This window comes from Enterococcus bulliens, from assembly GCF_053761865.1.
Genome location: NZ_JBSMXK010000001.1, coordinates 228,401 through 253,181, shown reverse-complemented (window position 1 = coordinate 253,181; position 24,781 = coordinate 228,401). Strand labels below are relative to the sequence as shown.

Annotated in this window: 22 protein-coding genes, 1 rRNA gene and 1 other annotated feature; of the genes, 5 read left to right on the top strand and 18 right to left on the bottom strand. The window is 37.3% G+C overall.

Translation table 11 applies throughout. The features are described from left to right. Nucleotides 1-99: ribosomal RNA gene (locus ACWOEC_RS01305) — 16S ribosomal RNA — on the bottom strand; the annotation flags it as partial. A gap of 738 nt (nt 100-837) precedes the next feature. Here ACWOEC_RS01305 and ACWOEC_RS01300 point away from each other — a divergent pair. The 4 genes from ACWOEC_RS01300 (at nt 838) to ACWOEC_RS01285 (ending at nt 5,832) form a co-directional block, all read left to right on the top strand. After that, nucleotides 838-1,527 (top strand): response regulator transcription factor, encoded by a 690-nt coding sequence (locus ACWOEC_RS01300; RefSeq protein WP_297077175.1) that lies wholly within the window; start codon nt 838-840, stop codon nt 1,525-1,527. Beyond that, nucleotides 1,517-2,722, top strand: a complete 1,206-nt coding sequence (locus ACWOEC_RS01295; RefSeq protein WP_297077173.1) for a sensor histidine kinase — start codon at nt 1,517-1,519, stop codon at nt 2,720-2,722. The genes ACWOEC_RS01300 and ACWOEC_RS01295 overlap by 11 nt, the downstream gene beginning before the upstream one ends. Nucleotides 2,723-2,731: 9 nt before the next feature. Next, nucleotides 2,732-2,939: a binding site (T-box leader), on the top strand. A 67-nt stretch (nt 2,940-3,006) separates the two neighbouring features. Further along, on the top strand, nt 3,007-4,284 hold the full coding sequence (gene serS / locus ACWOEC_RS01290; RefSeq protein WP_455305484.1) for a serine--tRNA ligase: 1,278 nt from the start codon (nt 3,007-3,009) through the stop codon (nt 4,282-4,284). 135 nt (nt 4,285-4,419) lie between these two features. Then, nucleotides 4,420-5,832, top strand: a complete 1,413-nt coding sequence (locus tag ACWOEC_RS01285; RefSeq protein ID WP_455305483.1) for a polysaccharide deacetylase family protein — start codon at nt 4,420-4,422, stop codon at nt 5,830-5,832. 36 nt (nt 5,833-5,868) lie between these two features. Here the strand turns inward: ACWOEC_RS01285 and guaB are convergent, their stop codons facing one another. From guaB to mnmE, 15 genes are all read right to left on the bottom strand, one after another. Further along, nucleotides 5,869-7,350, bottom strand: coding sequence for an IMP dehydrogenase (gene guaB, locus ACWOEC_RS01280; protein WP_455305482.1), 1,482 nt, complete (start codon nt 7,348-7,350; stop codon nt 5,869-5,871). Nucleotides 7,351-7,509: 159 nt separating this feature from the next. Continuing rightward, complete coding sequence (locus ACWOEC_RS01275) at nt 7,510-8,217, bottom strand: DUF1129 domain-containing protein (RefSeq protein ID WP_455305481.1); 708 nt, start codon at nt 8,215-8,217, stop codon at nt 7,510-7,512. A 40-nt stretch (nt 8,218-8,257) separates the two neighbouring features. Beyond that, a complete protein-coding gene (gene ychF / locus ACWOEC_RS01270; RefSeq protein WP_297077163.1) occupies nt 8,258-9,358 on the bottom strand; it encodes a redox-regulated ATPase YchF in 1,101 nt (366 codons plus the stop codon). 7 nt (nt 9,359-9,365) lie between these two features. Then, nucleotides 9,366-9,554, bottom strand: coding sequence for a DUF951 domain-containing protein (locus ACWOEC_RS01265; RefSeq protein ID WP_297077162.1), 189 nt, complete (start codon nt 9,552-9,554; stop codon nt 9,366-9,368). Between the two features lie 20 nt (nt 9,555-9,574). After that, nucleotides 9,575-10,405, bottom strand: a complete 831-nt coding sequence (locus tag ACWOEC_RS01260) for a ParB/RepB/Spo0J family partition protein (RefSeq protein ID WP_297077177.1) — start codon at nt 10,403-10,405, stop codon at nt 9,575-9,577. A 43-nt stretch (nt 10,406-10,448) separates the two neighbouring features. Next, a complete protein-coding gene (locus ACWOEC_RS01255; RefSeq protein ID WP_297077161.1) occupies nt 10,449-11,213 on the bottom strand; it encodes a ParA family protein in 765 nt (254 codons plus the stop codon). Nucleotides 11,214-11,226: 13 nt separating this feature from the next. After that, nucleotides 11,227-11,943: a 16S rRNA (guanine(527)-N(7))-methyltransferase RsmG gene (rsmG, locus tag ACWOEC_RS01250; protein WP_455305480.1), complete on the bottom strand. Its 717-nt coding sequence runs from the start codon at nt 11,941-11,943 to the stop codon at nt 11,227-11,229. Nucleotides 11,944-12,156: 213 nt separating this feature from the next. Further along, nucleotides 12,157-13,047 carry a hypothetical protein gene (locus tag ACWOEC_RS01245; protein WP_455305479.1) on the bottom strand — a complete coding sequence of 297 codons (891 nt, stop codon included), beginning with the start codon at nt 13,045-13,047 and terminating at the stop codon, nt 12,157-12,159. A gap of 42 nt (nt 13,048-13,089) precedes the next feature. Next, nucleotides 13,090-14,232: a carboxynorspermidine decarboxylase gene (nspC, locus tag ACWOEC_RS01240; protein WP_455305478.1), complete on the bottom strand. Its 1,143-nt coding sequence runs from the start codon at nt 14,230-14,232 to the stop codon at nt 13,090-13,092. Next, nucleotides 14,232-15,434, bottom strand: coding sequence for a saccharopine dehydrogenase family protein (locus ACWOEC_RS01235; protein ID WP_455305477.1), 1,203 nt, complete (start codon nt 15,432-15,434; stop codon nt 14,232-14,234). The genes nspC and ACWOEC_RS01235 overlap by 1 nt, the downstream gene beginning before the upstream one ends. A 15-nt stretch (nt 15,435-15,449) precedes the next feature. Next, nucleotides 15,450-16,301 carry an agmatinase gene (gene speB, locus ACWOEC_RS01230; RefSeq protein WP_455305476.1) on the bottom strand — a complete coding sequence of 284 codons (852 nt, stop codon included), beginning with the start codon at nt 16,299-16,301 and terminating at the stop codon, nt 15,450-15,452. Continuing rightward, on the bottom strand, nt 16,285-17,142 hold the full coding sequence (gene speE / locus ACWOEC_RS01225; RefSeq protein WP_455305475.1) for a polyamine aminopropyltransferase: 858 nt from the start codon (nt 17,140-17,142) through the stop codon (nt 16,285-16,287). The genes speB and speE overlap by 17 nt, the downstream gene beginning before the upstream one ends. 4 nt (nt 17,143-17,146) lie before the next feature. Continuing rightward, on the bottom strand, nt 17,147-18,598 hold the full coding sequence (locus ACWOEC_RS01220; protein WP_455305474.1) for an aminotransferase class I/II-fold pyridoxal phosphate-dependent enzyme: 1,452 nt from the start codon (nt 18,596-18,598) through the stop codon (nt 17,147-17,149). A gap of 525 nt (nt 18,599-19,123) precedes the next feature. Continuing rightward, a complete protein-coding gene (mnmG, locus tag ACWOEC_RS01215; protein WP_455305473.1) occupies nt 19,124-21,019 on the bottom strand; it encodes a tRNA uridine-5-carboxymethylaminomethyl(34) synthesis enzyme MnmG in 1,896 nt (631 codons plus the stop codon). A 14-nt stretch (nt 21,020-21,033) separates the two neighbouring features. After that, nucleotides 21,034-22,431: a tRNA uridine-5-carboxymethylaminomethyl(34) synthesis GTPase MnmE gene (mnmE, locus tag ACWOEC_RS01210; RefSeq protein WP_455305472.1), complete on the bottom strand. Its 1,398-nt coding sequence runs from the start codon at nt 22,429-22,431 to the stop codon at nt 21,034-21,036. A 234-nt stretch (nt 22,432-22,665) separates the two neighbouring features. On the opposite strand from mnmE, the gene ACWOEC_RS01205 reads away from it, so the two are divergent. Next, nucleotides 22,666-23,016 (top strand): heavy metal-binding domain-containing protein, encoded by a 351-nt coding sequence (locus tag ACWOEC_RS01205; protein WP_455305471.1) that lies wholly within the window; start codon nt 22,666-22,668, stop codon nt 23,014-23,016. A 160-nt stretch (nt 23,017-23,176) separates the two neighbouring features. Here ACWOEC_RS01205 and jag read toward each other — a convergent pair whose 3' ends face one another. Beyond that, nucleotides 23,177-23,911, bottom strand: a complete 735-nt coding sequence (gene jag, locus ACWOEC_RS01200; RefSeq protein ID WP_455305470.1) for an RNA-binding cell elongation regulator Jag/EloR — start codon at nt 23,909-23,911, stop codon at nt 23,177-23,179. 31 nt (nt 23,912-23,942) lie between these two features. Next, nucleotides 23,943-24,770 carry a YidC/Oxa1 family membrane protein insertase gene (locus ACWOEC_RS01195; RefSeq protein ID WP_297075556.1) on the bottom strand — a complete coding sequence of 276 codons (828 nt, stop codon included), beginning with the start codon at nt 24,768-24,770 and terminating at the stop codon, nt 23,943-23,945. Between the last annotated feature and the right edge of the window lie 11 nt (nt 24,771-24,781).

Here is a 24,781-nt window from a genome sequence, read left to right as displayed (position 1 = left end):
CTTGGTGAACCGAAGTTCGATAAGTAAGAAGCGTTCGACTTGCATGTATTAGGCACGCCGCCAGCGTTCGTCCTGAGCCAGGATCAAACTCTCATAAAAAAATTTGAAACGATCAACGATCGTTAAGCTCTTAATTGACTTCGCTCGCATTACTGCTTGCTATTTTGTTTTGCTTCTATCTAAATAGAAACACCTTACACTATTGGTTCGTTTGCTTGCTTTGTTCAGTTTTCAAAGGTCTAATCTGTCGCTTGTAGCAACTTTTAAATCTTAACATATCGATTATTTATTGTCAACACTTTTTTTAAAAAGTTTTTTAAACAAGTTAAGACTTGTTTTTTACGACTTTGTTATCATAACATTTTGAATGTTATTTGTCAACAACTTTTTTTATTTAATTGATTGTTAAATCAACGTTTATTAGAAGTTGTATTTTAACAACTCAGTTATAATAACACCCTGAGATTCAAACGTCAACTCTTTTTTAGAAAAAACTAGATAAACGGTTTTTCTAAATATTGAAAGGATCGTTTCACTTAGGACAAGTAATAATATAGCAAGTATCTAGACGAAAGTCAATCAAAAACCCTACCGTATCAACACTAGTGATAATATTTACAATTTTTTGATTATATATTTTTTTGTACGTTTTTTATCTTTTTTATACAAATTAATCTTTATATTTTCAATTCAATATTCGGATTTTACCAAAATCTAATAAATTACTAGACTGATTCTCTTATATTCTATTAAATTTTTTGTCTAAATTTTTCTATTTTACATTTTGATGATACACTAAAAGAAAAAATACATACTATATAATGGAGGAAATATGCTATGAAAATTTTAGTGGCAGATGACGATAAAGAAATCGTAGAACTATTAAGTATCTACCTACACAATGAAGGCTACGAGCCTGTTAAAGCTTACGATGGTCGGGATGCTTTATCCAAAGTTCGTACAATTAATGATATTGAGTTATTAATTTTAGACATTATGATGCCTGAAGTCGATGGTATGCAAGTTGTAAAAGCTCTACGCAAAGAATCACAAATCCCAATTATTATGCTAACTGCTAAAACAACAGATATGGATAAAATAAAAGGACTAGTTGCCGGGGCTGATGATTATGTCACAAAACCGTTTAATCCTTTAGAAGTTATGGCCCGTGTGAAGTCTTTATTAAGAAGAAGTCAAATGCAGGCCCCTTCTTCTCAACCAGATATTTTAGAAGTAAACTCTTTGATCATTAATCGCGACTCTCATGAAGTCAAAACGGTTGAAGGAAAAGAAATCCAACTGACTGCCTTAGAATTTGGTATTTTATACTTACTTGCTTCACATCCAAACCGAGTATTTAGTGCCGATGAAATTTTTGAACGCGTTTGGAAACAAGAAAGTGTGGTTTCAGCTAAAACGGTTATGGTCCATGTAAGCCATCTACGCGATAAGATCGAAGAAGCGACTGGCGGCGAAAAAATTATTCAAACAGTATGGGGAGTTGGATATAAAATAGATGCAAAATAAACCCGTTCAAATGAGAAGACGAATCGTATTGACATCAAAAGAAATTAGTGAACTTTTTGCAGAAGCTATCGTGACGATCGTATTGTTACTTCTATTGAATGTAGCTGTTTTGGTTGTATTGCAAAGCCTAGTCAATACTGCACCTTCTTTAAAAGATGCGGTGTTTCAATCACGTTCTGTTTTTGCAGAGAATTTTCAGTCGGATATTTTTTTGAATAGCCGCTATCTATTTTTCCCAGCTTTTCTAGTCGTTGACTTTTTGATTTTATATTGGCGTTTAATTAGGCGTTATCGCCAAATGCAACTACGTCATATCATCAGCGAACTACACTTTATTGCAGAGGGTAATTATGATCATCGTATCCCTTTTGAGTTAAATGGTGATTTAGATCGTGTGGTCACAAGTGTGAATGGCTTAGTAGATAGTACTGTAGCTGCAATCGAAGATGAACGTAGAATCGAACAATCAAAAGATGAGCTGATCACAAATGTCAGTCATGATATAAGGACACCGTTGACCTCGATCATTGGCTATCTTGGCTTGATTGAAGATCGTCAGTATCATTCCGAAGAAGAGCTCTTAAAATATACTCACACAGCCTACGTAAAAGCCAAACAGATGAAGTCGTTAGTCGATGACTTATTTGAATATACTAAAGTTCGACAACCAAAGAATCCCTTATATGTGATTTCATTTGATATGGTACAACTAGTCGAGCAATTAGCAGCAGATTTTGAATTAGAAGCAAGCAAAAAAAATATTGTAATCGTAACGTCAGCTACTCCGGAACATCTCATGATGGAAGGTGATACTGAAAAATTGGTTCGCGTCTTTAATAACTTACTAACGAACGCACTAAAGTATGGTAAAAATGCGACTGAAATCGTAATCGAAGTCGAAAAAATCGGAACAGAAGCCGTCGTTACAGTCAAAAACAATGGAAAAATGATTCCAAAACGCTCACTAGATCTATTATTCGATCGTTTTTATCGTGTTGAAGAATCTCGTTCCCAAGAAACTGGTGGAACTGGTTTAGGTCTAGCTATCGCACAAAGTATCGTAGCATCACATGGAGGCTACATCTATGCTACATCTAATCCTGAATGGACTTCATTTATTATCCATCTCCCTCTTGTAGCCAATCCTTTGGCAAAAGAGAAGTTGACGGATAGTGAAAATTCCGCTATGCTATAACAAACTAAATATGTTTTCAACATTGAACCTAGTATAAACAGTGTATTTTTAGAGAGTTGATGGTTGGTGGAAATCAATAGTTCGCTTGTTTAGAATCCAGTTCACTCAAAATGTATCTTTTGAAAAAAAGATCCTTTTCTCTGGTTACGAGAATCAAGGGCAGCAGTAATGCTGAACTTGGGTGGTACCGCGAGTTTACAGCTACTTCGTCCCAAGCTATTCAAGCAAGGGCGTAGTGGCTTTTTTTGTTAAAAAACATCACTTATTTATAGGAGGAACAAAATATGTTAAATATTAAAATGATTCGTCAAAATGTTGAGCAAGTCAAAGAAAAATTAGCCAACCGTGGCGTTGATGAGGCAAAAATCGATGAATTCGTAGCATTAGATGAAAAACGTCGTAGTTTATTAGTTCAAGTTGAAGAACAAAAAAAATTACGTAATAAAGTATCTAGTGAGATCGCTCAATTGAAACGTGAAAAACAAGCCGCTGATGATAAAATTGCTCAAATGAAACAAGTTGGGCAAGATATCAAAGCCTTGGATGAAGAAATCACTTCATTAGATGAACAACTAAAAGAAATCGCAACAACTTTACCAAATATTCCGCATGATAGTGTTCCTGTTGGTCTAGGTGAAGAAGATAACGTTGAAGTCAGACGTTGGAGCACTCCTCAACAATTTGAATTTACGCCTAAACCTCACTGGGAGATTGCCGAAGCACTTGGTATTTTAGATTTCGAACGTGGAGCGAAAGTTTCAGGTAGCCGTTTTGTGTATTACAAAGGATTAGGTGCACGTTTAGAGCGTGCTTTATATAACTTTATGCTTGATTTACATGTTTATGAGCACGGATATACCGAAATGATCACTCCTTATTTAGTTAATGAAAATTCAATGTTCGGTAGTGGCCAATTTCCTAAATTTAAAGAAGATGTTTTCCAATTAGAAAACAGTGATCTGACACTGATCCCCACTGCAGAAGTTCCATTATTGAACTATTACAATAATGAAATTCTTGAAGCAAAAGATCTACCAGCTTACTTTACTGCTTTAAGTCCATCATTTCGTTCTGAGGCTGGTAGTGCTGGCCGTGACACACGTGGATTGATTCGTTTGCATCAATTCAATAAAGTAGAGATGGTTAAATTCAGTGATGCAGAACATTCATATGAAGAATTAGAAAAAATGACACAAAATGCTGAAGAAGTATTGCAAAAGTTGGGCTTACCCTACCGTGTTATGGCTCTATCGACTGGTGATATGGGCTTTTCAGCTGCTAAAACTTATGACTTAGAAGTATGGATCCCTGCTCAAGAAATGTATCGTGAGATCAGTTCTTGTTCAAACTGCGAAGATTTTCAAGCTCATCGTGCTATGATTCGTTACCGCGATGAAGATGGCAAAATAAAATATGCTCATACCTTGAATGGTTCTGGTTTGGCTGTCGGTCGTACTGTTGCTGCTGTTTTAGAAAACTACCAAAATGCTGATGGTAGTGTGACTGTTCCAGAAGTACTCGTTCCTTATATGGGTGGAACGACTCAAATCACACCAGCTTAATCATTCGTACTATTTAATCGAAACTTTTCTTAAAAATAATGGATAGATTGCTCAATCATCCATTATTTTTTTGTTTTTTCGTTACAAAAGTGTTACGATTATTTCGTTACTATTTCTAGAAAGGATTTCTTTATCATGTCAAATTCAAATGTTCCATTGCAACCTAGCTCCAAAAAAGGATGGCTTTATAGCAAGTGGACTATAGTCATCTTACTTATTCTTTTATTAGGAGTGATTACACCAAGCAGTATCTATTTTGTTCATAAAGTCCAAGCTGAAACAATAGCAAAAGAACAACTTCATGCAAAACAACAACTCATTAAGAATCTAGAAACAACAGCTTTTTCTGATCATCAGTTTGAACAAAATGACCAAGGAAAGATGATTTTGTTCACGGATAAAAATTTATCGGATTCAGTAAAACAACTTGCAAATACGTTTATCGAAAAAGAAAAATCGGATGCTGATCTTACTTTAGCTTCCACTCATATTCAGTCAGTTACCGATCAAGTTGGTGAAGTAAAAACTGTCTTAACAAACTATACTTGGAATAGTGACACAAAGTCTTATACCAAAAAATCTGAAAAATCGCTTGATCCTACATATGTTGATGCAACTACTCAACAAGCTATTACAATGCAAAATTTAGTAGTCGATGAAGCACATTTAGCTGCCATTCGTTTAGCTGTCCAACAAAAACTTTTAGATAATGCCAAAGATCCAGATGCTATTTTAGATCAAGTTTTAGCACTACCTGATTTTACTTGGGAGACACAAATGATGTACACTCCGACACAGCTAACGATTACGTTACCTGATAATAGTGGCGTTGAAGAAGACAAGGTAACCCTTGATTATAAAACTATTGCGCGTGCTATCAATCCAGCTTACGTCGATCCAACGATCGTAGCAACATTTCCTAAAAATGAACATACAGGTAAAAAACAAATTGCACTAACATTTGATGATGGTCCTAATCCGGCAACTACACCTAGCATCTTGACTACACTGAAGGCCAAAAATGTTCATGCAACATTTTTCCAACTAGGTGAACAAGTGGCGATGTATCCTGAACTTGCTAAACAAGTCCATGATGAAGGCCATTTGATCGGTAGTCATACGTATCATCACTTAAATTTAGTTACACAAAATCAAGATGTGATCAAAGAAGAAATCCAAGATACTGATAAGGCTATTTTTCAAGCTAGTGGTATCTTGCCTACTATCGTTAGACCCCCTTATGGTGCAGTCAATCAAGGTGTAGCTGACATTAGTGGTCGTCCGATTATCCAATGGGATATCGATTCATTAGATTGGAAAACGAAAAATTCTGCTAAAACTTTACAGCAAATTCAATCGTCAATCGTAGATAACGGAATTATTTTGATGCACGATATCCAACCAAGTACGGCTGCTGTATTGCCACAGCTTATTGATTGGTTACAAGCTCAAGGTTACGAGTTAGTCACAGTCGATCAACTCTTAGATTATGATGCACTACCTTTACATCAATACTTTAGCCAAGATGATGAACGCGTCATTTCATAAAAAAAAATCTGCCATTTGGCAGATTTTTTTTTAGATTTACTGAACTGAATAGTTTGGTGCTTCTTTTGTAATTTGAACATCATGAGGATGTGATTCTTTCAAACCATTTCCACTCATTTGAATAAATTGAGCATCATCACGTAATTGTTTCAAGTTCCCCGCGCCGACGTATCCCATACCAGCTTTTAAACCACCAATCATTTGGAATAAAATATCAGATACGCTACCTTTATATGCAACACGGCCTTCAATACCTTCAGGAACTAATTTATTTGCTTCATTGACTCCTGATTGGAAGTAACGGTCACTTGATCCTTTTTCCATCGCACCTAATGATCCCATACCACGGTATGTTTTAAAACGACGACCTTGGAAGATCTCAAATTCGCCTGGTGATTCATCCGTACCTGCTAGCATACTTCCTAGCATTACAGCATGTCCACCAGCAGCTAAGGCTTTCACGATATCACCAGAATATTTGATTCCACCGTCAGCGATGATGGCCTTGCCGTATTCACGTGCAACTGAAGCAGCATCATAAATCGCCGTCAATTGAGGTACACCCACACCAGCAACTACGCGAGTCGTACAAATCGAACCAGGCCCGATCCCAACTTTGACTACATCCACTCCAGCATCGTATAAAGCTTTTGTGCCTTCAGCGGTAGCAACATTTCCCGCAATCAATGTTGCTTCAGGAAATTCAGCACGGATTTCTGTGATCTTACGTAATACACCTGCACTATGTCCGTGAGCTGTATCAATAATAATTGCGTCTGCTCCTGCTTCTAATAAAGCTTCGGCACGTTCAAATGTGTCACTAGTCACACCTACAGCTGCAGCTACAAGTAAACGCCCGTGCTCATCTTTAGCTGCATTTGGAAATTCAATTACTTTTTCGATATCTTTAATCGTAATCAAACCACTCAAACGACCAGCTTCATCAACTAAAGGCAATTTTTCGATTTTATGTTTTTGAAGAATATTTTCGGCATCTTTTAACGAAGTGCCGACAGGTGCTGTCACCAATTGATCTTTCGTCATGACTTCATCGATTTTTAACGCATAATCTGTTACAAAACGTAGATCACGGTTCGTCAAGATCCCTACTAAACGGCGATTTTCTAAAGTTTCAACGATTGGCACTCCACTGATACGGTAGCGTCCCATCAATTCTTCTGCTTCAGCAATCGTATGTTCTGGTGTTAAGAAAAATGGATCGATGATTACACCGCTCTCTGAACGTTTTACTTTACGAACTTCGTCTGCTTGAGTTGCAACGCTCATATTTTTGTGAATCACACCAAGTCCACCTTGACGAGCCATCGCAATCGCCATTTTACTATCTGTTACAGTATCCATACTGGCACTCATAATCGGAATGTTTAATGTAATATTTTTCGCAAGCTGCACACTCATATCCACATCATTTGGTAATACATGACTTTCTGCAGGTATTAATAGTACATCATCGAACGTAAAGCCTTTTTTAGCGAATTTTGTTTCCCAGTTGGACATTTTCGTAACCACTCCTTGAATTTCGTTTTTATTTTTATCAATGAAAATATCAAATATTTGGATAGAAGTCAATTAATTCTGGCTAAGATTAAGTTCTCGCGAAAATCTGATAAGATTTTATAAAAAAAGAATCGAATGGAGATCCATTCGACTCTTTTTTTATTTTTGACGTGGTGCACGTGGTACTGAAAGACTTCCAACGATATTGTATTTTTTCTTTAAATAGTATCGTCCCAATAAGGCTAATACTCCAATTACAATGGTAATGATTGGATTTAGTGTAAAGTTTAACGGTGCTGGTAACAGTTGAGTTGCTGATAATAAGGCAAACCATACAAAAAACGATGCCATCAACACTAACACAGTTTTCCACAGTTTTGGTCGCTTACTACGATCAGCTCCTGGTTGTTCATACTGATAGATGTATTTATACGATAGATAAAATACCCAGCCCCCGACAGCTGCCGTAACAAGTAAGGTGATAAAACTAAACGATTGATTTTGCTCAGGTTTTGTAAATAAACTCATCAATCCCGTCACGATACCAAATAGTCCAAAAATCAACAATGTATTATCGACCCACATCATCAAAGGAGAGGTATTTGGTTTTTCCGGTGGTACGATCAAAAGTTGTTCCATACGTTCAGATACTGTTCCAAATAATTGACGCGCAGTGATCCCACTCTTTTGCTCTTTTACAATAACTGGCAACATTTCATGTAATACTTTTGTTTGTTCTTCTTCTGAAAGATTTGCAGCTTGCATCGATTTTTTTAAATCAAAAATATACTGTTCATTACGTTTTGTTAATTTCGTTTCTAATTCGCGATTTTCACTGACGTAATTGCGTAGTGTTTCTGGTTCCATTTCCTTGCCTCCCAATCTTAATAAAGTAGTCCTTTTAGTTTTAAACGTTAAAACGGAACAACATTACATCACCATCTTGAACGACGTAATCTTTTCCTTCCAAACGTACACGTCCAGCTTCTTTGGCTGCTTGCATGTTGCCATATTTGTCTAAATCTTCAAAAGAGACTGTCTCAGCACGAATAAATCCACGTTCAAAGTCTGTATGAATGATTCCAGCCGCTTGTGGTGCTTTGATTCCTTTTCTAAATGTCCATGCACGTACTTCTTGTTCACCTGCTGTGAAATAAGTTGCTAACCCTAATAGATCATAAGCCGTACGGATCAATTGATCTAATCCAGATTCTTCGATACCTAAAGCTTCCAAAAATTCAGCTTTGTCTTCTTCATCAAGTTCCGCAATTTCTTCTTCTGCACGTGCACTCACAACGATTACTTGCGCGTTTTCGCTTGTAGCAAAATTACGAACAGATTGTACATACTCATTACCCTCTGTATCCGCAACATCTTCTTCTGCCACGTTTGCGACATAAAGCACTGGTTTTGTAGTCAGTAGAAATAGACCTTTTACGATTTTTTGTTCTTCTTCGGTAAACTCGATCGAACGAGCCGAAATTCCTTCTTCTAAAACAGGTTTGATTTTTTCTAAAACTGCTAGTTCTGCTACAGCATCTTTATCTTTAGTCTTTGCAATTTTAGCTACACGCGCATGACGCTTTGTTACAGAATCTAAATCTGCTAATACCAATTCTAGATTGATCGTGTCAATATCTTCAAGTGGATTAACACGGCCTTCTACGTGCGTGATGTTATCGTCATCAAAACAACGTACAACGTGACAAATTGCATCTACTTGTCTGATATGACTCAAAAATTGGTTTCCCAACCCTTCACCTTTACTTGCTCCACGTACAATTCCGGCAATATCTGTAAACTCAAAAGTGGTTGGAACTGTTTTTTTAGGATTAACCAATTCAGTTAATCGTTGTAAGCGCCAGTCTGGTACTTCAACCATTCCTACGTTTGGGTCGATCGTTGCAAATGGATAGTTTGCAGCTTCTGCCCCCGCTTTTGTAATTGCGTTAAATAAAGTGGATTTCCCTACGTTTGGTAATCCCACGATTCCTGCTGTTAATGCCATAATTGATTCACTCTTTCTCTGTTTTTTCTAGTATTTTTTTCATCTTTTTATCAAATTCACGTCGTGGCATCATTACGATATGACCACAATGCATACATTTGATCTTGATATCAGCACCCATACGAATAATTTCCCAACGATTGGTCTGACATGCATGAGGTTTTTTCATCATCACAATGTCATGAAGATCGTACATATCCATTCCTCCTGCTCGTTTTAGTCATCAAATTGAATTTCAAGTAAATCTAAGATTCGAGTTAGGTCGCTTTGTGATAAATACTCGATCTCGATTTTCCCTTTACCTGCTTTTTCTTTAATTTGAACGCTTGTACCAAATTTATCCATTAGACGATCTTCACTCTCCCTTAAGTAATAAGGTTTTTCTTTGATCATACTTGGCATTTTTTTCTTTTGTCCGTCTTCATTCATATCCGAAACGATTTGTTCCAATTGACGAACAGTTAAATTTTCTTTGATACAACGATTCGCTAATTTTAACATCTGGTCTTTCTTTTTCAAACCAAGGAGAGTTCGAGCTTGTCCCATGGATAGTCGTTCATCTTGCACCATTTCTTTAACCAATTTAGGCAAAGTCAATAATCGAAGATAGTTGGCAATATAAGGACGGCTTTTTCCTAAGCGGATCGCAACTTCTGCTTGGGTCAGCTTCAGGTTTTTCATCAACATATCATACGCTTCAGCTTCTTCCAAGGGATTTAGATCTTCACGTTGCAAGTTTTCCAATACGGCAACTTGCATCATTGCTTCTTCGTCAAAATCTCTAACGATTGCTGGAACCGTTTCTTTTTTCGCTAATTTTGAAGCTCTAAAGCGACGTTCTCCCGCAATGATTTCGTATCCTTTAATTGCGGATCGACGAACGATGATTGGCTGGAATACACCTGATTGCTCGATAGAATGTGCTAATTCTTGTAAAGAAGCTTCGTCAAATGTTTTACGCGGTTGATAAGGGTTAGGCCGCAATTCATTTAATGGCAAAGATAAGACTTCATCTTTTTTCATATCGACTTCTTCGATGCTTGCCATATCTTGAAATAGCGCATCGATCCCTTTACCAAGTCCTTTTCCCTTATTTTTCACTTGCTAACACTTCCTTCGCTAATTCTTGATAAACTTCTGCTCCTTTAGAACGAATATCGTAATCAACAATCGATAAGCCATGACTAGGTGCTTCAGATAATCGAATATTACGTGGAATAATCGTTTCATATACTTTTTCTTGGAAATAACGACGGACCTCTTCCACGACTTCTGCCCCTAAATTTGTGCGGGCATCATACATCGTTAAAAGAACACCTTCGATTTCTAGCGTTGGATTGAAATGTTTTTGGACTAAGCGCACGGTATTGAGCAATTGGCTTAGTCCTTCTAAAGCATAATACTCGCATTGGACTGGTATCAAAATCGAATCGCTAGCTGTAAATGCATTGATGGTTAAGTGTCCTAGTGATGGTGGACAATCAATCAAAATAAAATCGTAATGATTTTCTAATTCGCTAAGTGCGCCTTTTAATCTTGATTCTCTAGCCATCATTGACGTTAGTTCGATCTCGGCTCCAGCTAATTGTAATGTTGCCGGAACGATATCAAGATTCTCACGTGAACTTGGTAGAATAGCATCTACGATCGGTACTTCATTTACCAAAACGTCATAGATATCTTGTTCGACATCTGGCTTACGTACTCCTAAACCGCTAGTTGCATTTCCTTGTGCATCCATATCAACTAACAATACCTTTTGGCCCATATAAGCTAAACTAGAACCTAGATTTACTGTAGTGGTTGTTTTCCCTACGCCACCTTTTTGATTTGCTACTGAAATGATTCTTGCCACGAAACTGACCCCCTTACTTAATTGGTTGTTTATTCGGCGTACCAGGTTTTCTTGGATATTTTTTTGGTGTTTCTTTTCGTTTTTCGATTATTAAAAAGTGTCGACTATCCCCACTTTCAGGTAAAACCATTTCAACATCTTCACGGTATTTACCACCCAAAATGGCAATAGCTGGTTTAGCTTCAAGTAGTTCTTCTTCAGCCTTAGCAGCTTTTAGTGCACAAAAAATCCCACCTTTTTTAACTAGTGGCAAACATAGCTCAACTAATACGTTCAAACGCGCAACTGCTCTTGCAGTCACATAATCGAATTGTTCTCTAAATTGTTTATTTTGACCAAAAGTTTCAGCACGATCATGAAACAATGATACTTGTGTTAGCTTTAATTCATCTACCAATGTCTGTAAAAAATTAATACGTTTATTTAATGAATCTACAATAGTAACTTGTAATTCTGGAAATACGATTTTTAACGGAATACTTGGAAATCCCGCACCAGATCCTACATCACATAATTGTGCCTTAGGATCAAACTCGATCGAAAAAGCTAACAATATCGAATCATAAAAATGCTTTAAGTAAACTTCTTTTTCTTCAGTGATTGCTGTTAAGTTGATTTTTTCGTTCCATTCTACTAGTAATTCAAAATAACGTACAAATTGATTCATTTGAGTGTCTGACAAATGGATATTTTTTTTAGCCAGTGCCTGTTTAAATTCTTCAGGTAACATAATTAATCCTCTCTTGATTCCGATACTCCACATATCATAGTTACTTATTTGTGAAACAATAATACTGTTTCACAGACTAAAACTAAGTTTAACGTAAATTGTGTTCCCTTACAATACTTCTCCTCTTTTTTCAATAAAGCTTAAGTGATTTTCTAATGTTTCACGTGAAACATAAAAAGTGTAGTTGCTTATTTAAGTAAGCAACTACACTTTTTAAATCGTATTAAAAAATAATTTTCTTTGCCAACTGTAGCTAGCGATGCTTTTTTGAGTTCCATTATCACTACGTTTTGCACGATCAATGACCAATAGTTTTGAACCTAGTTGAATGTTTTCTACGTCGACTGTTCGTTTAATTTCAGTTAAAGCTTCATCAATTTTTTCATGTTGTTCTAAATGAAACAGACATGCGTCAACACTACTTGAATGAATCCGATAAGCAATCCCGTATTTTTCTAGAATAGTCAGCATGTCTAGACGATCGTCTAGGAAACGATTCAATTGATACTTTTCAATCAACACAGGTATGACCACACTTACCTTGTAGCAACTACATTTTAGCTTTAAACCTGCTTCAAGTTGCTTCATCAAAGCGAATTCAACAGACTGATTTCCTATTTTAGATAGTTGATGTAAATTATGTTTAGTTAATAATAGTAGTTGGTCTTGTTTTGATTTTTGCACTATGTCAAATAGTTCAACCGATACTTCCTTCCGCTTTAAAAATCTAGCTTCGCCGTCCTTTTCTAGAGTAACGGCCATGTGTTGAGGAAAAAGCAATCGCAATAAAAATGGTCCAAAAACATATTCAAGTTGTTCGACCAAATCTTCAGTATCACTTGACGAGTATTCTAGCATCGTGACCTTCTCAGTAAATATTTTTTTCGCTTCTGATGAGAGTAAGCTCAATATGTACTGAAAATACATTTCTAAATACTGAATACTTTTTATCAAAAATAACTGACGCGATGTGCTTTCTTGTCGATATTTTTCGAGTGCTTGATAACATTCCTTCGGCCAATGAACAACTAAGACTGCGATTTTTTGTTGTTCATGAAGTTTGATCAACTGTTTGTATGTTCGTTCTTCTTCAAAGAGCGCCATACTACATGCACCAATATTTATTTTTTATTCCTCCTTAAAAGTTCAAGACAGGCGACGTTTAAATTCGTCATAGCTAAACGTTTTGATACAAGTTAAGTGATTTTTCAGATTGCAAGTATATAAAGAAGCTAACGGCATTCCATTGAATGTATTGGTTTTAACCATTGAATAAATCGCCATATCACAAAAAACGACACGATCGCCAATTTTTAATGGCTGATCAAAGGCATAATCACCGATAATATCACCTGCTAAACAAGTTGGACCGCCAAAACGATACGTATAAGACGCTTCATTAGGTAGAGAACTACCTAGTACATGTGGACGGTATGGCATTTCTAAGACATCTGGCATATGGCAAGTTGCTGAAGTATCTAAAATCGCATTTTGAATACTCCTATTTGTAGTGATATCCAAAACCGAGGCAACTAGATAGCCCGCATTCAACGCTACCGCTTCACCTGGTTCCAAATATACCTGTACATGATAGGTGTCTTTGATATGGGTGATCAGCTGACATAGTAATTTCGTATCATAACCAGGACGGGTAATGTGATGTCCTCCACCAAAATTAATCCAGTCCATTTGGTGCAAGTACTCTCCAAAATCAGCTTCAACTTTTGCTAATGTAATCGCTAATGCATCTGCATCTTGTTCACATAACGTGTGAAAATGCAGACCACTGATCCCTCTAAGATCTGCTGTTTTTAACGCTTCAAGAGTGATTCCTAAGCGCGAGCCCGGAGCACAAGGATCATAGATATCGGAGCCATCTTGGGTAGAGATTTGTGGATTTATTCTTAATCCACAAATCTTGTCTGCTTTTAATACTTCATCTTTATAAGTGTTCCACTGTGTTAATGAGTTAAAGACAAAATGATCGGCAACATCTAGTAGTTCCGTTATTTCATCAGCGCGAAAAGCTGGGGAATAGACATGTGTTTCTTTGCCAAATTCTTCACTACCTAAACGTGCTTCATAGATACCACTAGCTGTCGTCCCATCTAAATATTCAGCCATCAAAGGATAGTACGCATACATTGAGAAGGCTTTCTGAGCTAATAAAATTTTACATCCAGTCGCATTTTTAATTTGACGTAACTGTTCAAGATTTTTTCGTAAAAGTTGCTCTTCGACCACAAAACTAGGTGTCGGAACAGCTTCTATCGGCCAAGAAATCGTCATTATTCACTCACCAAAACAGGCGCAAAATCTTCTTTCCAAGGTAGTCCCCATACATTTAAGGCTTCCATAAATGGATCTGGATCCATTTCTTCAACATTAAAGACACCAGGTTTTTGCCATAAGCCTTGAACCACTAACATCGCACCGATCATTGCTGGAACACCCGTAGTATAAGAAACAGCTTGTGAACCGACTTCGCGATAACATTCTTCATGATCACAGACATTATAGACATAATAATTGACTTCTTTACCATCTTTTTTCCCACGATAGATACAGCCAATATTGGTTTTTCCTTTCGTACGTGGTCCTAACGATGCTGGATCGGGTAAAACAGCTTTTAAAAATTGTAGCGGAATGATTTCTTTGCCTTCATATAAAATCGGTTCGATCGATGTCATGCCAACATTTTCTAAGCTACGCAAATGAGTCAAATAACTCTCACCAAATGTCATAAAGAAACGAATTCGTTTGATTCCTTTAATATTTAATGCTAACGATTCTAACTCCTCGTGATGCAAAAGATACATGTCTTTTGGTCCCACTTCGGGAAAATCATATACTTTTTTGATTTCCATTGGTTTCGTTTCGACCCATTGTCCTTCTTCCCAGTAACTTCCGTTAGCTGAAACTTCACGAATATTGATTTCAGGATTGAAGTTCGTTGCAAATGGATAGCCATGATCACCAGCATTACAATCTAGAATGTCGATATAATTGATTTCGTCAAAGTAATGTTTTTGTGCATAAGCTGAAAATACTCCTGTAACACCAGGATCAAATCCAGAACCTAAAATGGCTGTGATACCTGCTTTTTCAAATTTCTCACGGTATTCCCATTGCCATTTATATTCAAATTTTGCAGTATCTTCTGGTTCATAGTTTGCGGTATCCAAGTAATGCGTTTTAGTCGCTAAACAAGCATCCATAATCGTTAAATCTTGATAAGGCAATGCTAGATTGATCACGATATCTGGTTGTACATTTTCAATCAGTGTGATTAATTCTTCTACATTATCGGCATCGACTTGTGCGGTAGTAATCACAGTTCCTTTACCGTCTAATTCAGTTTTTAATGCCTCACATTTTGATACTGTACGTGAAGCAATACATAATTCCTCAAATACCTCATGATTTTGTACGATCTTGTGTACAGTAACCCCTGCGACGCCACCTGCGCCGATAACTAATGCTTTTGCCATTATTTTATCCCCCTTTTAGTTTGTTGCTAATAAAATTTCACGAATGATTTTACCCGCTAAGGCTGTTGATGCACCGCTTAGGTCATATTGCGGCGACAATTCATTGACATCGATCCCCACGATCGGAAGTACTGAAATATCTAGAATTGCTTGTAATAACTCTGGAAACATCACTCCACCTGCTTCAGGAGTTCCGGTCCCTGGAAAGGCAGCTGGATCCAAAACATCTAGATCTAAAGTAAAGTAAATTGGAACCTCTTTTGCTTTTAGTTGTGCCACGATTTCAGTTAATCCTGTAAAGTCAAATTTTTGTAAATGTGTGTGCTCTTTAGCAAAAGCAAATTCTGCTCGCTCCCCAGAACGAATCCCAAATTGATAGATTTTGTCGTCTCCAATCATATCATGGACACGACGAATCACTGTGGCATGTGACAACTTAGCATCTAAATACGTATCACGTAAATCTGTATGTGCATCGAATTGGATAACATGAACATCAGGATACTGCTCAACGACAGCTTCAAAGGCACCTAATGTCACTAAATGTTCGCCACCAATCATAAAAGGTCGTTTTTTAGCTGCCAAAATCGTTGCCGTCTGTTGTCTAATATCTGCTAATGCTAGATCGACACGACCAAATGATAGTTCTAAATCTCCTGCATCAAAAACCGCGATATCTTCTAAATCTTTATCCTGATAAGGACTATAAGTCTCTAGACCAAATGAGTCGGCACGAATCACTCGACTGGCAAAACGTGTACCTGGACGAAATGAGGTCGTAGAATCGAATGGTGCACCAAATAATACGGTCGTCGCTTCTTCAAACGATGCTTCACAAGCAATAAATGTCTCAATGTTTGGTTTCATGTTCTAAAAACTCCTTTATATAAGTTGGTAAATAAAATGCGCCCTGATGAATCATAGGATTATAGAAATGAGTCGTGATGTTTTTATTCGACCATGACGCGATATCTAAATCGAGTAACGGATCGATTTGTTTACTCGAAAACCCAAACAATAAATATCCTGCTGCATAACTTGGTACACTCGTCATATAAACTTCATTGATCGGAAAAACGCTCGCTACTGTTCGTCTAATATGCGCTAAAGCTTCTAAATCTTCTTGGTAAAATCCATTAGCTTGTTGACTAATCAAAATCCCATTATCCGCAAGTGCCTTATAACAATTACCGTAAAACTCTTTCGTAAATAGACTCTCATTGATACCAAATGGATCGGCAGAGTCAACAATAATTAAATCGTATACTTCCTTAGTCACGCGGACATAACGTAGCCCATCTTGGATAAACAAGCGTACTCTAGAATCCGCAAAACTTTGTTTGGAGTAAGCCAAATACTGCTTACTCACTTCAATAACGCGTTCATCTAACTCCACGACATCTAATTGTGTGATCGTATCGTATTTTTCTAATTCTTTTAAAACCCCACCATCACAGCCACCTAAAACCAACACTTTTTTTATCTCACTATTGGTTGCCATTGCAACGTGGACCATCATTTCACTATAAAAAAATTCGTCTTTGTCTGTTGTGATCAGTTGACCGTCTAATGTGAGCATACGACCAAATTCATTTGATTCAAAAATATCAATTTGCTGATACTCAGAGCGTTCTTGATATAACTGAGATTCGACTTTGATCGATAATTTGACTCCTTCATTATGATAATCAGATAACCATAAATCCATTTACTCACTTCCTTACTATACGGATAGTATTTAATTTTGAGTCTTCTGTCCCCATTAAAAAGCAACCTTTTTCTTTTGCGTATAAAATATGTTCAATTACTTGTGAGGTGATTTTTTCACCAGGTGCTACGATCGGGATTCCTGGTGGATAACACATGACCATCTCCCCAGCTATTTGATCGATGCTATCCGTGAGTAATAAAGACTCTTTAGCCGCAAAAAATGCTTGTTTGGGTGTTATCACGACTTCCGTATTGGCAATATCAAACACGAGTAAATCTTTTTTAGACTTTTTAAAACGCCGACGGATTTCTAAAAGTGCGCCGACTAAGCGTTCAATATCCACAATCCGATCGCCAACTGAGATATAAGCCAAAATATTAGCTGTATCGCCAAATTCAATCTGGATATTGTATTCATCACGCAAGAGATCATAGACCTCAGAACCAGTTAAGCCTAAACCTGTCGTTTGGATCACTAGCTTCGTCCGATCAAAGTCATAAATGCCATTACGATCAATCACTTCGGTCGAGTACGCATAATAGTCCCCAATTTCATTGATTTCATCACGTGCATATTGCGCAAGATCTAATACACGTTGGAAAATTTCTTCTCCTTTTAATGCTAAAGTTTGTCTTGAAAGGTCTAAACTTGCCATCAATAGATAACTTGCACTCGTAGTTTGCGTTAGGTTGATGATTTGGCGTACATATTCTCCATCCAATTCGTCGTTACATAATAAAAATGAACTTTGCGTTAATGATCCGCCTGATTTGTGCATACTAACTGCTGCCATATCACATCCTGCATGCATTGCAGCAATGGGTAAGTTTTTCCCAAAATACAAATGTGTACCATGTGCCTCATCGACCAACACTTTTAGTCCTGCTTGATGTGCATATTCCGTAATTTGAACTAAATCGGAACAAATACCATAATAGGTCGGATTATTCACCAAAATAGCTTTTGCTTCTGGGTGGCGATCAATCGCTTCTTTAACCAGATTCAAAGGCATACCTGTCGAAATTTCTAATTCCTTTTGTAAAGGTGTTTCGACATAGACTGGTACGCCACCACACATGATCAATGCATTGATCACACTCTTATGGACATTACGTGGCAAAATAATCGTTTCCCCTTCTTTGACCGTTGCATAAATCATATTTTGAACAGCTTGTGTCGTCCCATTGACTATAAAAAATGCATGTGCAGCTGAAAATGCTCTTGCTGCAAGTTCTTCAGCTTCTCTGATAACGGATACCGGATGACTCAAATTATCTAACAGTTTCATCGAATTGGCATCCATCGCAATCGCTTTTTCACCAAAAAGCTGCGTCAATTCGACACTTCCTTTGCCACGTTTATGCCCGGGAACATCGAATGGTACAACACGGCGCTTTTGTAACTGATGCAAAGCCTCCACAATTGGAGCTTGATTTTGGTTTATCTCTTTCATTGTCTCCGCCCTTCTCTAATGTGATACAAAAAAGCACACCACTATAACTATAGTGGTGTGCTGAAAAATTCTACCTAAATAAGCCCATGACCATTGATACAAATAAATTGTATACAATCATCATATCTATGGGATTGTAGAACGCTAGAGCCTTTTCTATAGTACATCTTGACTTTTACTATTCTCACTGATCGTCTTTGTGAATGATACATTCACAAAAAATTTGAGTCGATAGCACATTGCTATCTCTTCAATGGGCGCGGAAGCCCCTTTACTACTTCAAACCTGTTAAAATTTCTAACAGCAATAAGTTTGGCTAAAGTCAAAGATAATACTCGCCTCTCTCGTTCGCAACAAACGTTGCATGGAAGAGAATAACATAGATTATATTTTTTGACAAGATACTTTTTGTTTCACATGAAACATTTTTCAAATCGTAAAGCACTCATATCTGAATAAAATATCTTTATTCTTTCTTCATCAGCAGACAAAAAAAGAAGTAGTCCATCACTACTTCTTTTTGTATTAATTTGTTACCTTTGCAATCTTTCCTTGTTCGATATAAACCATTAGAATACTTAGATCAGCTGGATTTACTCCGCTGATTCGACTAGCTTGGGCAAGTGTTTCTGGTTGGATCTTTTGTAATTTTTGTTTTGCTTCAGTAGCTAGTCCGTTGATCGCCGCATAATCGATATGTTCTGGAATTCGTTTTGCTTCCATTCGTTTCAATTTCTCAACTTTTTCCATGGCTTTATTGATATAGCCTTCATACTTAATTTGGATTTCAACTTGTTCAATTTCTTTTTTCGTTAATGCCTCATTTTTCTCAATAAACGGCACAATCACGTCATAACTAATTTCCGGACGCTTCAATAATTCATAAGCCAAAATCCCATCTTTCAGTTCAGCTGAATTTGCTGCAACTAAGGCTGCTTGTACTTCTTTCGTTGGTTTCAAACGAATCGTTTTTAAACGTGCGATTTCTGCTTCAACAGCAGCTTTTTTAGCTAGATAAACTTGGTATTGGTCTTCTTTGACTAAGCCCGCTTTATATCCCATTTCAGTCAAACGCAGATCCGCATTATCATGGCGTAAAATCAAACGATATTCAGCACGTGAAGTCAATAAACGATAAGGTTCATTGGTTCCTTTAGTCACTAAATCATCAATCATCACACCGATATAACCGTCACTACGTTTTAATACAAGAGGATCTTTTCCTTGGACTTTTAACGCTGCATTCATCCCGGCGATCAGTCCTTGACCGGCAGCTTCTTCATAGCCACTAGTACCATTGGTTTGACCTGCAGTATATAGATTTTCGATGACTTTCGTTTCTAAAGTTGGTCGTAATTGATGAGGAACGACCACATCATATTCAATTGCATAGCCAGTCCGCATCATTTCAACATTTTCTAAACCGGCAATTGAGCGCAACATATTCACTTGAACATCTTCAGGAAGTGAAGTCGATAACCCTTGAACATACACTTCTTCTGTATTTAAGCCTTCTGGTTCTAAAAATAGTTGATGGCGTGGTTTATCTGAAAAACGCACGATCTTATCTTCGATAGATGGACAATAACGCGCGCCAACACCTTCCACGATCCCGGTAAACATCGGTGCACGGTGGAGATTTTCTTGAATGATCTCATGTGTACCTTCATTTGTATACGTCAACCAACAAGGTTCTTGTTCGATTTTATATGCGCTATCTGGTGTCATAAAACTAAAATGATTGGGTTCCTCGTCACCTGGTTGGATTTCTGTCACAGAGTAGTCGATCGTACTTGATTTTACTCGTGGAGGTGTTCCGGTCTTGAAGCGAGCAATTTCTAGCCCTAATTCTTGTAAATGATCGGCTAGGCCAACAGATGGTTGTGAATTATTGGGACCTGATGAATACTTTAACTCGCCAATAATGATCTCACCACGTAAAGCAGTTCCTGCTGTAATGACAACAGCTTTCGCGCCATAACGTGCTCCAGTAGATGTGACTACACCTTTACACACACCATCTTCAACAATCAAACGTTCAACGATTCCTTGGCGTAAAGTAAGATTATCTTCTTGTTCGATTGTATGTTTCATTTCAGATGAATACTCATGTTTATCAGCTTGTGCACGTAATGCGCGGACAGCCGGACCTTTACCAGTGTTCAACATTCTCATTTGGATGTAGGTCTTATCGATATTACGTCCCATCTCACCACCTAGAGCGTCGATTTCACGTACAACAACTCCCTTAGCTGGTCCTCCTACAGAAGGATTACAAGGCATAAATCCTACCATATCTAAATTAATCGTAATCAATAACGTTTTATTGCCCATTCGACTAGCGGCTAAGGCGGCTTCTGATCCTGCGTGACCAGCACCAACAACAATCACATCAAAAGATTCTGCTGTATATTCTTGCATGTATTTTTCTCCTTTTATTTTCCTAAACAAAATTGGCTAAACAATTGTGTAATCAATTCATCTTGTACACTGTCTCCCACGACTTCACCTAAAGCATCCCAACAACGTGTCATATCGATTTGGACTAGGTCGACAGGCATTCCCATTTCGATCCCTTGGATGACTTCGCTTAATGAATATGCTGCTTGGTCCAAAAGCGCGATATGTCGTGTATTCGAAACATAGGATGCGTCTTTATCAGCAGTTTGACCACCAAAGAACAAATCAGCTATTGCTTGCTCCAAGCGATCTAATCCATTTTGATTTAAAACAGATACTTCAAATAAAGGCGAATCCCCTACTAAATTACGGACCTCATCTCGATCTAACCGACTTGGTAGATCCATTTTATTCAATAATACGATACGTTTACTGTCTTTAGTTACTTCAATCAATTGCTCGTCTTCACTAGACAAGGGTTCACTTTGATTGAGCACTAGTAAAATCAAATCGGCTTTAGCTAAAGCTTGACGGCTTCGTTCGACACCAATACGTTCTACGATATCTTCAGTTTCACGAATCCCTGCAGTATCGACTAATTTTAAAGGCACGCCACGAACATTGACATATTCTTCGATCACATCACGCGTTGTCCCAGCAATATCTGTTACGATCGCTTTTTCTTCACGCAATAAATGATTTAAAAGGCTCGATTTTCCTACATTAGGGCGCCCAATAATCGCAGTGTCTAGACCTTCACGTAAGATTTTTCCTTGTTGTGCTGTTTGCAATAAGTCTTCGATTTGACCTTTGACCTGTGTTGCTTTTTCTAATAACAAACGCGTTGTCATTTCCTCAACATCGTCATATTCAGGATAATCGATATTCACTTCTACTTGAGCAAGCGTTTCTAAAATTTCTTGGCGTAAAGCACGAATCAAGTGTGATAGATTACCATCTAATTGATTTAATGCTAAGTTCATCGCTTTATCAGTTTTAGCACGAATCAAATCCATTACCGCTTCTGCTTGTGATAAATCTACACGGCCATTTAAAAAAGCTCGTTTGGTAAATTCTCCTGGCTCAGCTAACCGTGCTCCTTGGCGTAACAATAATTGCAACAATTGATTCACCACAACAATCCCACCATGACAATTGATCTCGACTACATTTTCTCTAGTGAATGTCTTTGGTGCACGCATCACAGAAACCATTACTTCATCTACTAATTTATCTGCTACAGGATCTACGATATGTCCATAATGGATCGTATGACTCGAAACATCTGCTAGTTGCTTATTCCCAGCTTGAAATACGCGATCAGCGATTTCCACAGCTTGATCACCACTTAAACGAACAATACTAATCGCTCCTTCTCCTGGTGGTGTTGAAATGGCTGCGATTGTATCAAATTCTTGAGTAATTTCTGTCACTTTATTTCCTCACTTTCTATTTCATCGCACAAAAAAAGTGCACACTCCACCCCAAAAGGTGAACGTTGCACTTTGACTGCTTCTGTCCATTAATTCTGGGGATAGCTTAGCATATTTTTGCTTTTCTGACAAGTTAGACTTCTTTTCGTTTTTGCTTATTCAGTTTTGCACAAGTGGATAAAAAAGAGTAAAATAAGACAAAAGACTTTTACCTATTTTTAGGAGGAATTTATTATGAGTATTTCACTACGTCATCGCCATGACTATTCAGAAGATGAAAATCGCCGCATTGATGAGATTGTTTTATCCACAGGTAATGTGAATAAACCCTACGTTGTACGTGACATTGTATTTGCTTCAGAAAAATTAGAGGTCGATTTATTTGATCCTATTGTGGATCCTAATGATTTATTGAAAAATATCTCTTACCGCTTGCGTGAAAAGGCGTATTCTTATGGTGCTAGTGCTGTAATCAACTGTCATTTTGAACACGATCACGTTGTTCATCCTGATGGCACTATTTTTTTAGAGATTTTTGCTTATGGTACCGTTGTTCAATATACACAATCCACAATCGGTGGATAACTTTGTGGATAAAAAAAGGACCCTTCTAAAAGAAGGATCCTTTTTTATTATCACTTTTTCGAATGGAAGTGATAAGAATGATTTCGTTTCCAATCATACGATGGATTAGGCAGTTTGTCAATTCGATCTAAAATGACGTTTTATTTCAATGATGAATCTTTTATTTTTTAAGCTCGATCACAAGATATCGATAAGGTTCATCACCTTCAGAATGAGTTTGAACTGCATCATGTTTACTTAATACAGCATGAATTTGCTTTCGTTCAAATGCAGGCATTGGTTCTAAAAAAATCGGACGCTTGGTTTGAATGACTTTTTGCGCTGTTCGTTCGGCCAATCGTTCTAAGATTTCTTGACGTTTTTCACGATAATCTCCTACATTGACAACAATCGAGCGCTTTTCTTTGCTTTGACGATGTAAAAAGACTTGTGCTAAATATTGGATAGCATTTAGCGTCTTCCCGTGTTTTCCAATGACTAATCCTTGTTTAGTTGTATTGATTTGATACATGATCACATCTTTTTTTCGTTCTACTGTTACCGTCGTCTCATCCGATAAAACCAACTGCTTTACGATCATCTCTAAGTATACTCGTAATTCTTCTAAACTATCTTGCTCTGGTTCGATTTCTTCTGTGGATAAGTTTGTGGATAACATGGTTGCTTCATTTGAATCAATTATTGGGTCAATGACCTGATCATTTGAGACTATTTCGGAATTTTTCGAAATACTTTTAGGCTCGATACTGACTTGTGCATCTTTTTTCCCAAAACCAAAAAGGCCTTTTTTCGCATCTTGGAGCACTTCGATCACTGCATCTTCTCTCGTAACCCCTAACGTATTCAATCCTAAATCAATTGCCTTTTGGACTGTACTTGCAGTAAACATCGGCATATTCAAAACTCCTTTCTATAAGTTTAAATCATTATTTTTTCTTTTTCTTTCCTAATGCATTGTTTTTCGCTCGTTGCATCGCACGTTCCTTTTCTCGGATTGCTCGTGCAGCTTCTTCACGTTCTCGTTTTAGCACAAAAGGATTATTGATCATCAGTGTTTGGATAACTTGGAAACCATTTGATACTACCCAGTATAAAGATAGTCCACTAGCTAAGTTGATCCCCATGAATAAAATCATAGCAGGCATGACTACATTCATAATTTTTAGACTAGCATTTGATTCGACTTGGCTCATACTTGATAAATAAGTACTTCCGAAAGTGAAAATAGCTGCTAGTACAGGTAAAATGTAGTACGGGTCTTTTGAACCTAGTTGTAACCATAAAAAATGGCCTTCAGTCAAAGCTGGTACTCGTGAGATCGATTGCCATAGTGCCATTAAAATCGGCATTTGAATGACTAGAGGCAAACAACCAATATAAGGATTTACATTGTTTTCAGCATATAATCGTTGTGTTTCTTCACGTAATTTTTGCTGTGTTTGCATATCTTTAGCAGAGTACTCTTGTTGTAGTTTCTTTAGTCGCGGTTGTAATTCTTGGGTCTTACGCATGCTTTTCGTTTGGAAATGCATCAATGGCAATAAGATGATTCGAATAATAATCGTAAATAAAATGATCCCTATTCCAGCATTACCAAAAGATAAGGCTTTGATAGCTTGCGCAAAGTAATACACAATGTAACGATCCCAAACATTAGTACTTTGTGCTGAGACCTCACTGGTTCCACAAGCTGATAGCAACACAACCATAGCAACTAAACTGAGCATTAATAGTAGACGCTTTCTTTTTTTCACGAAACGATTTC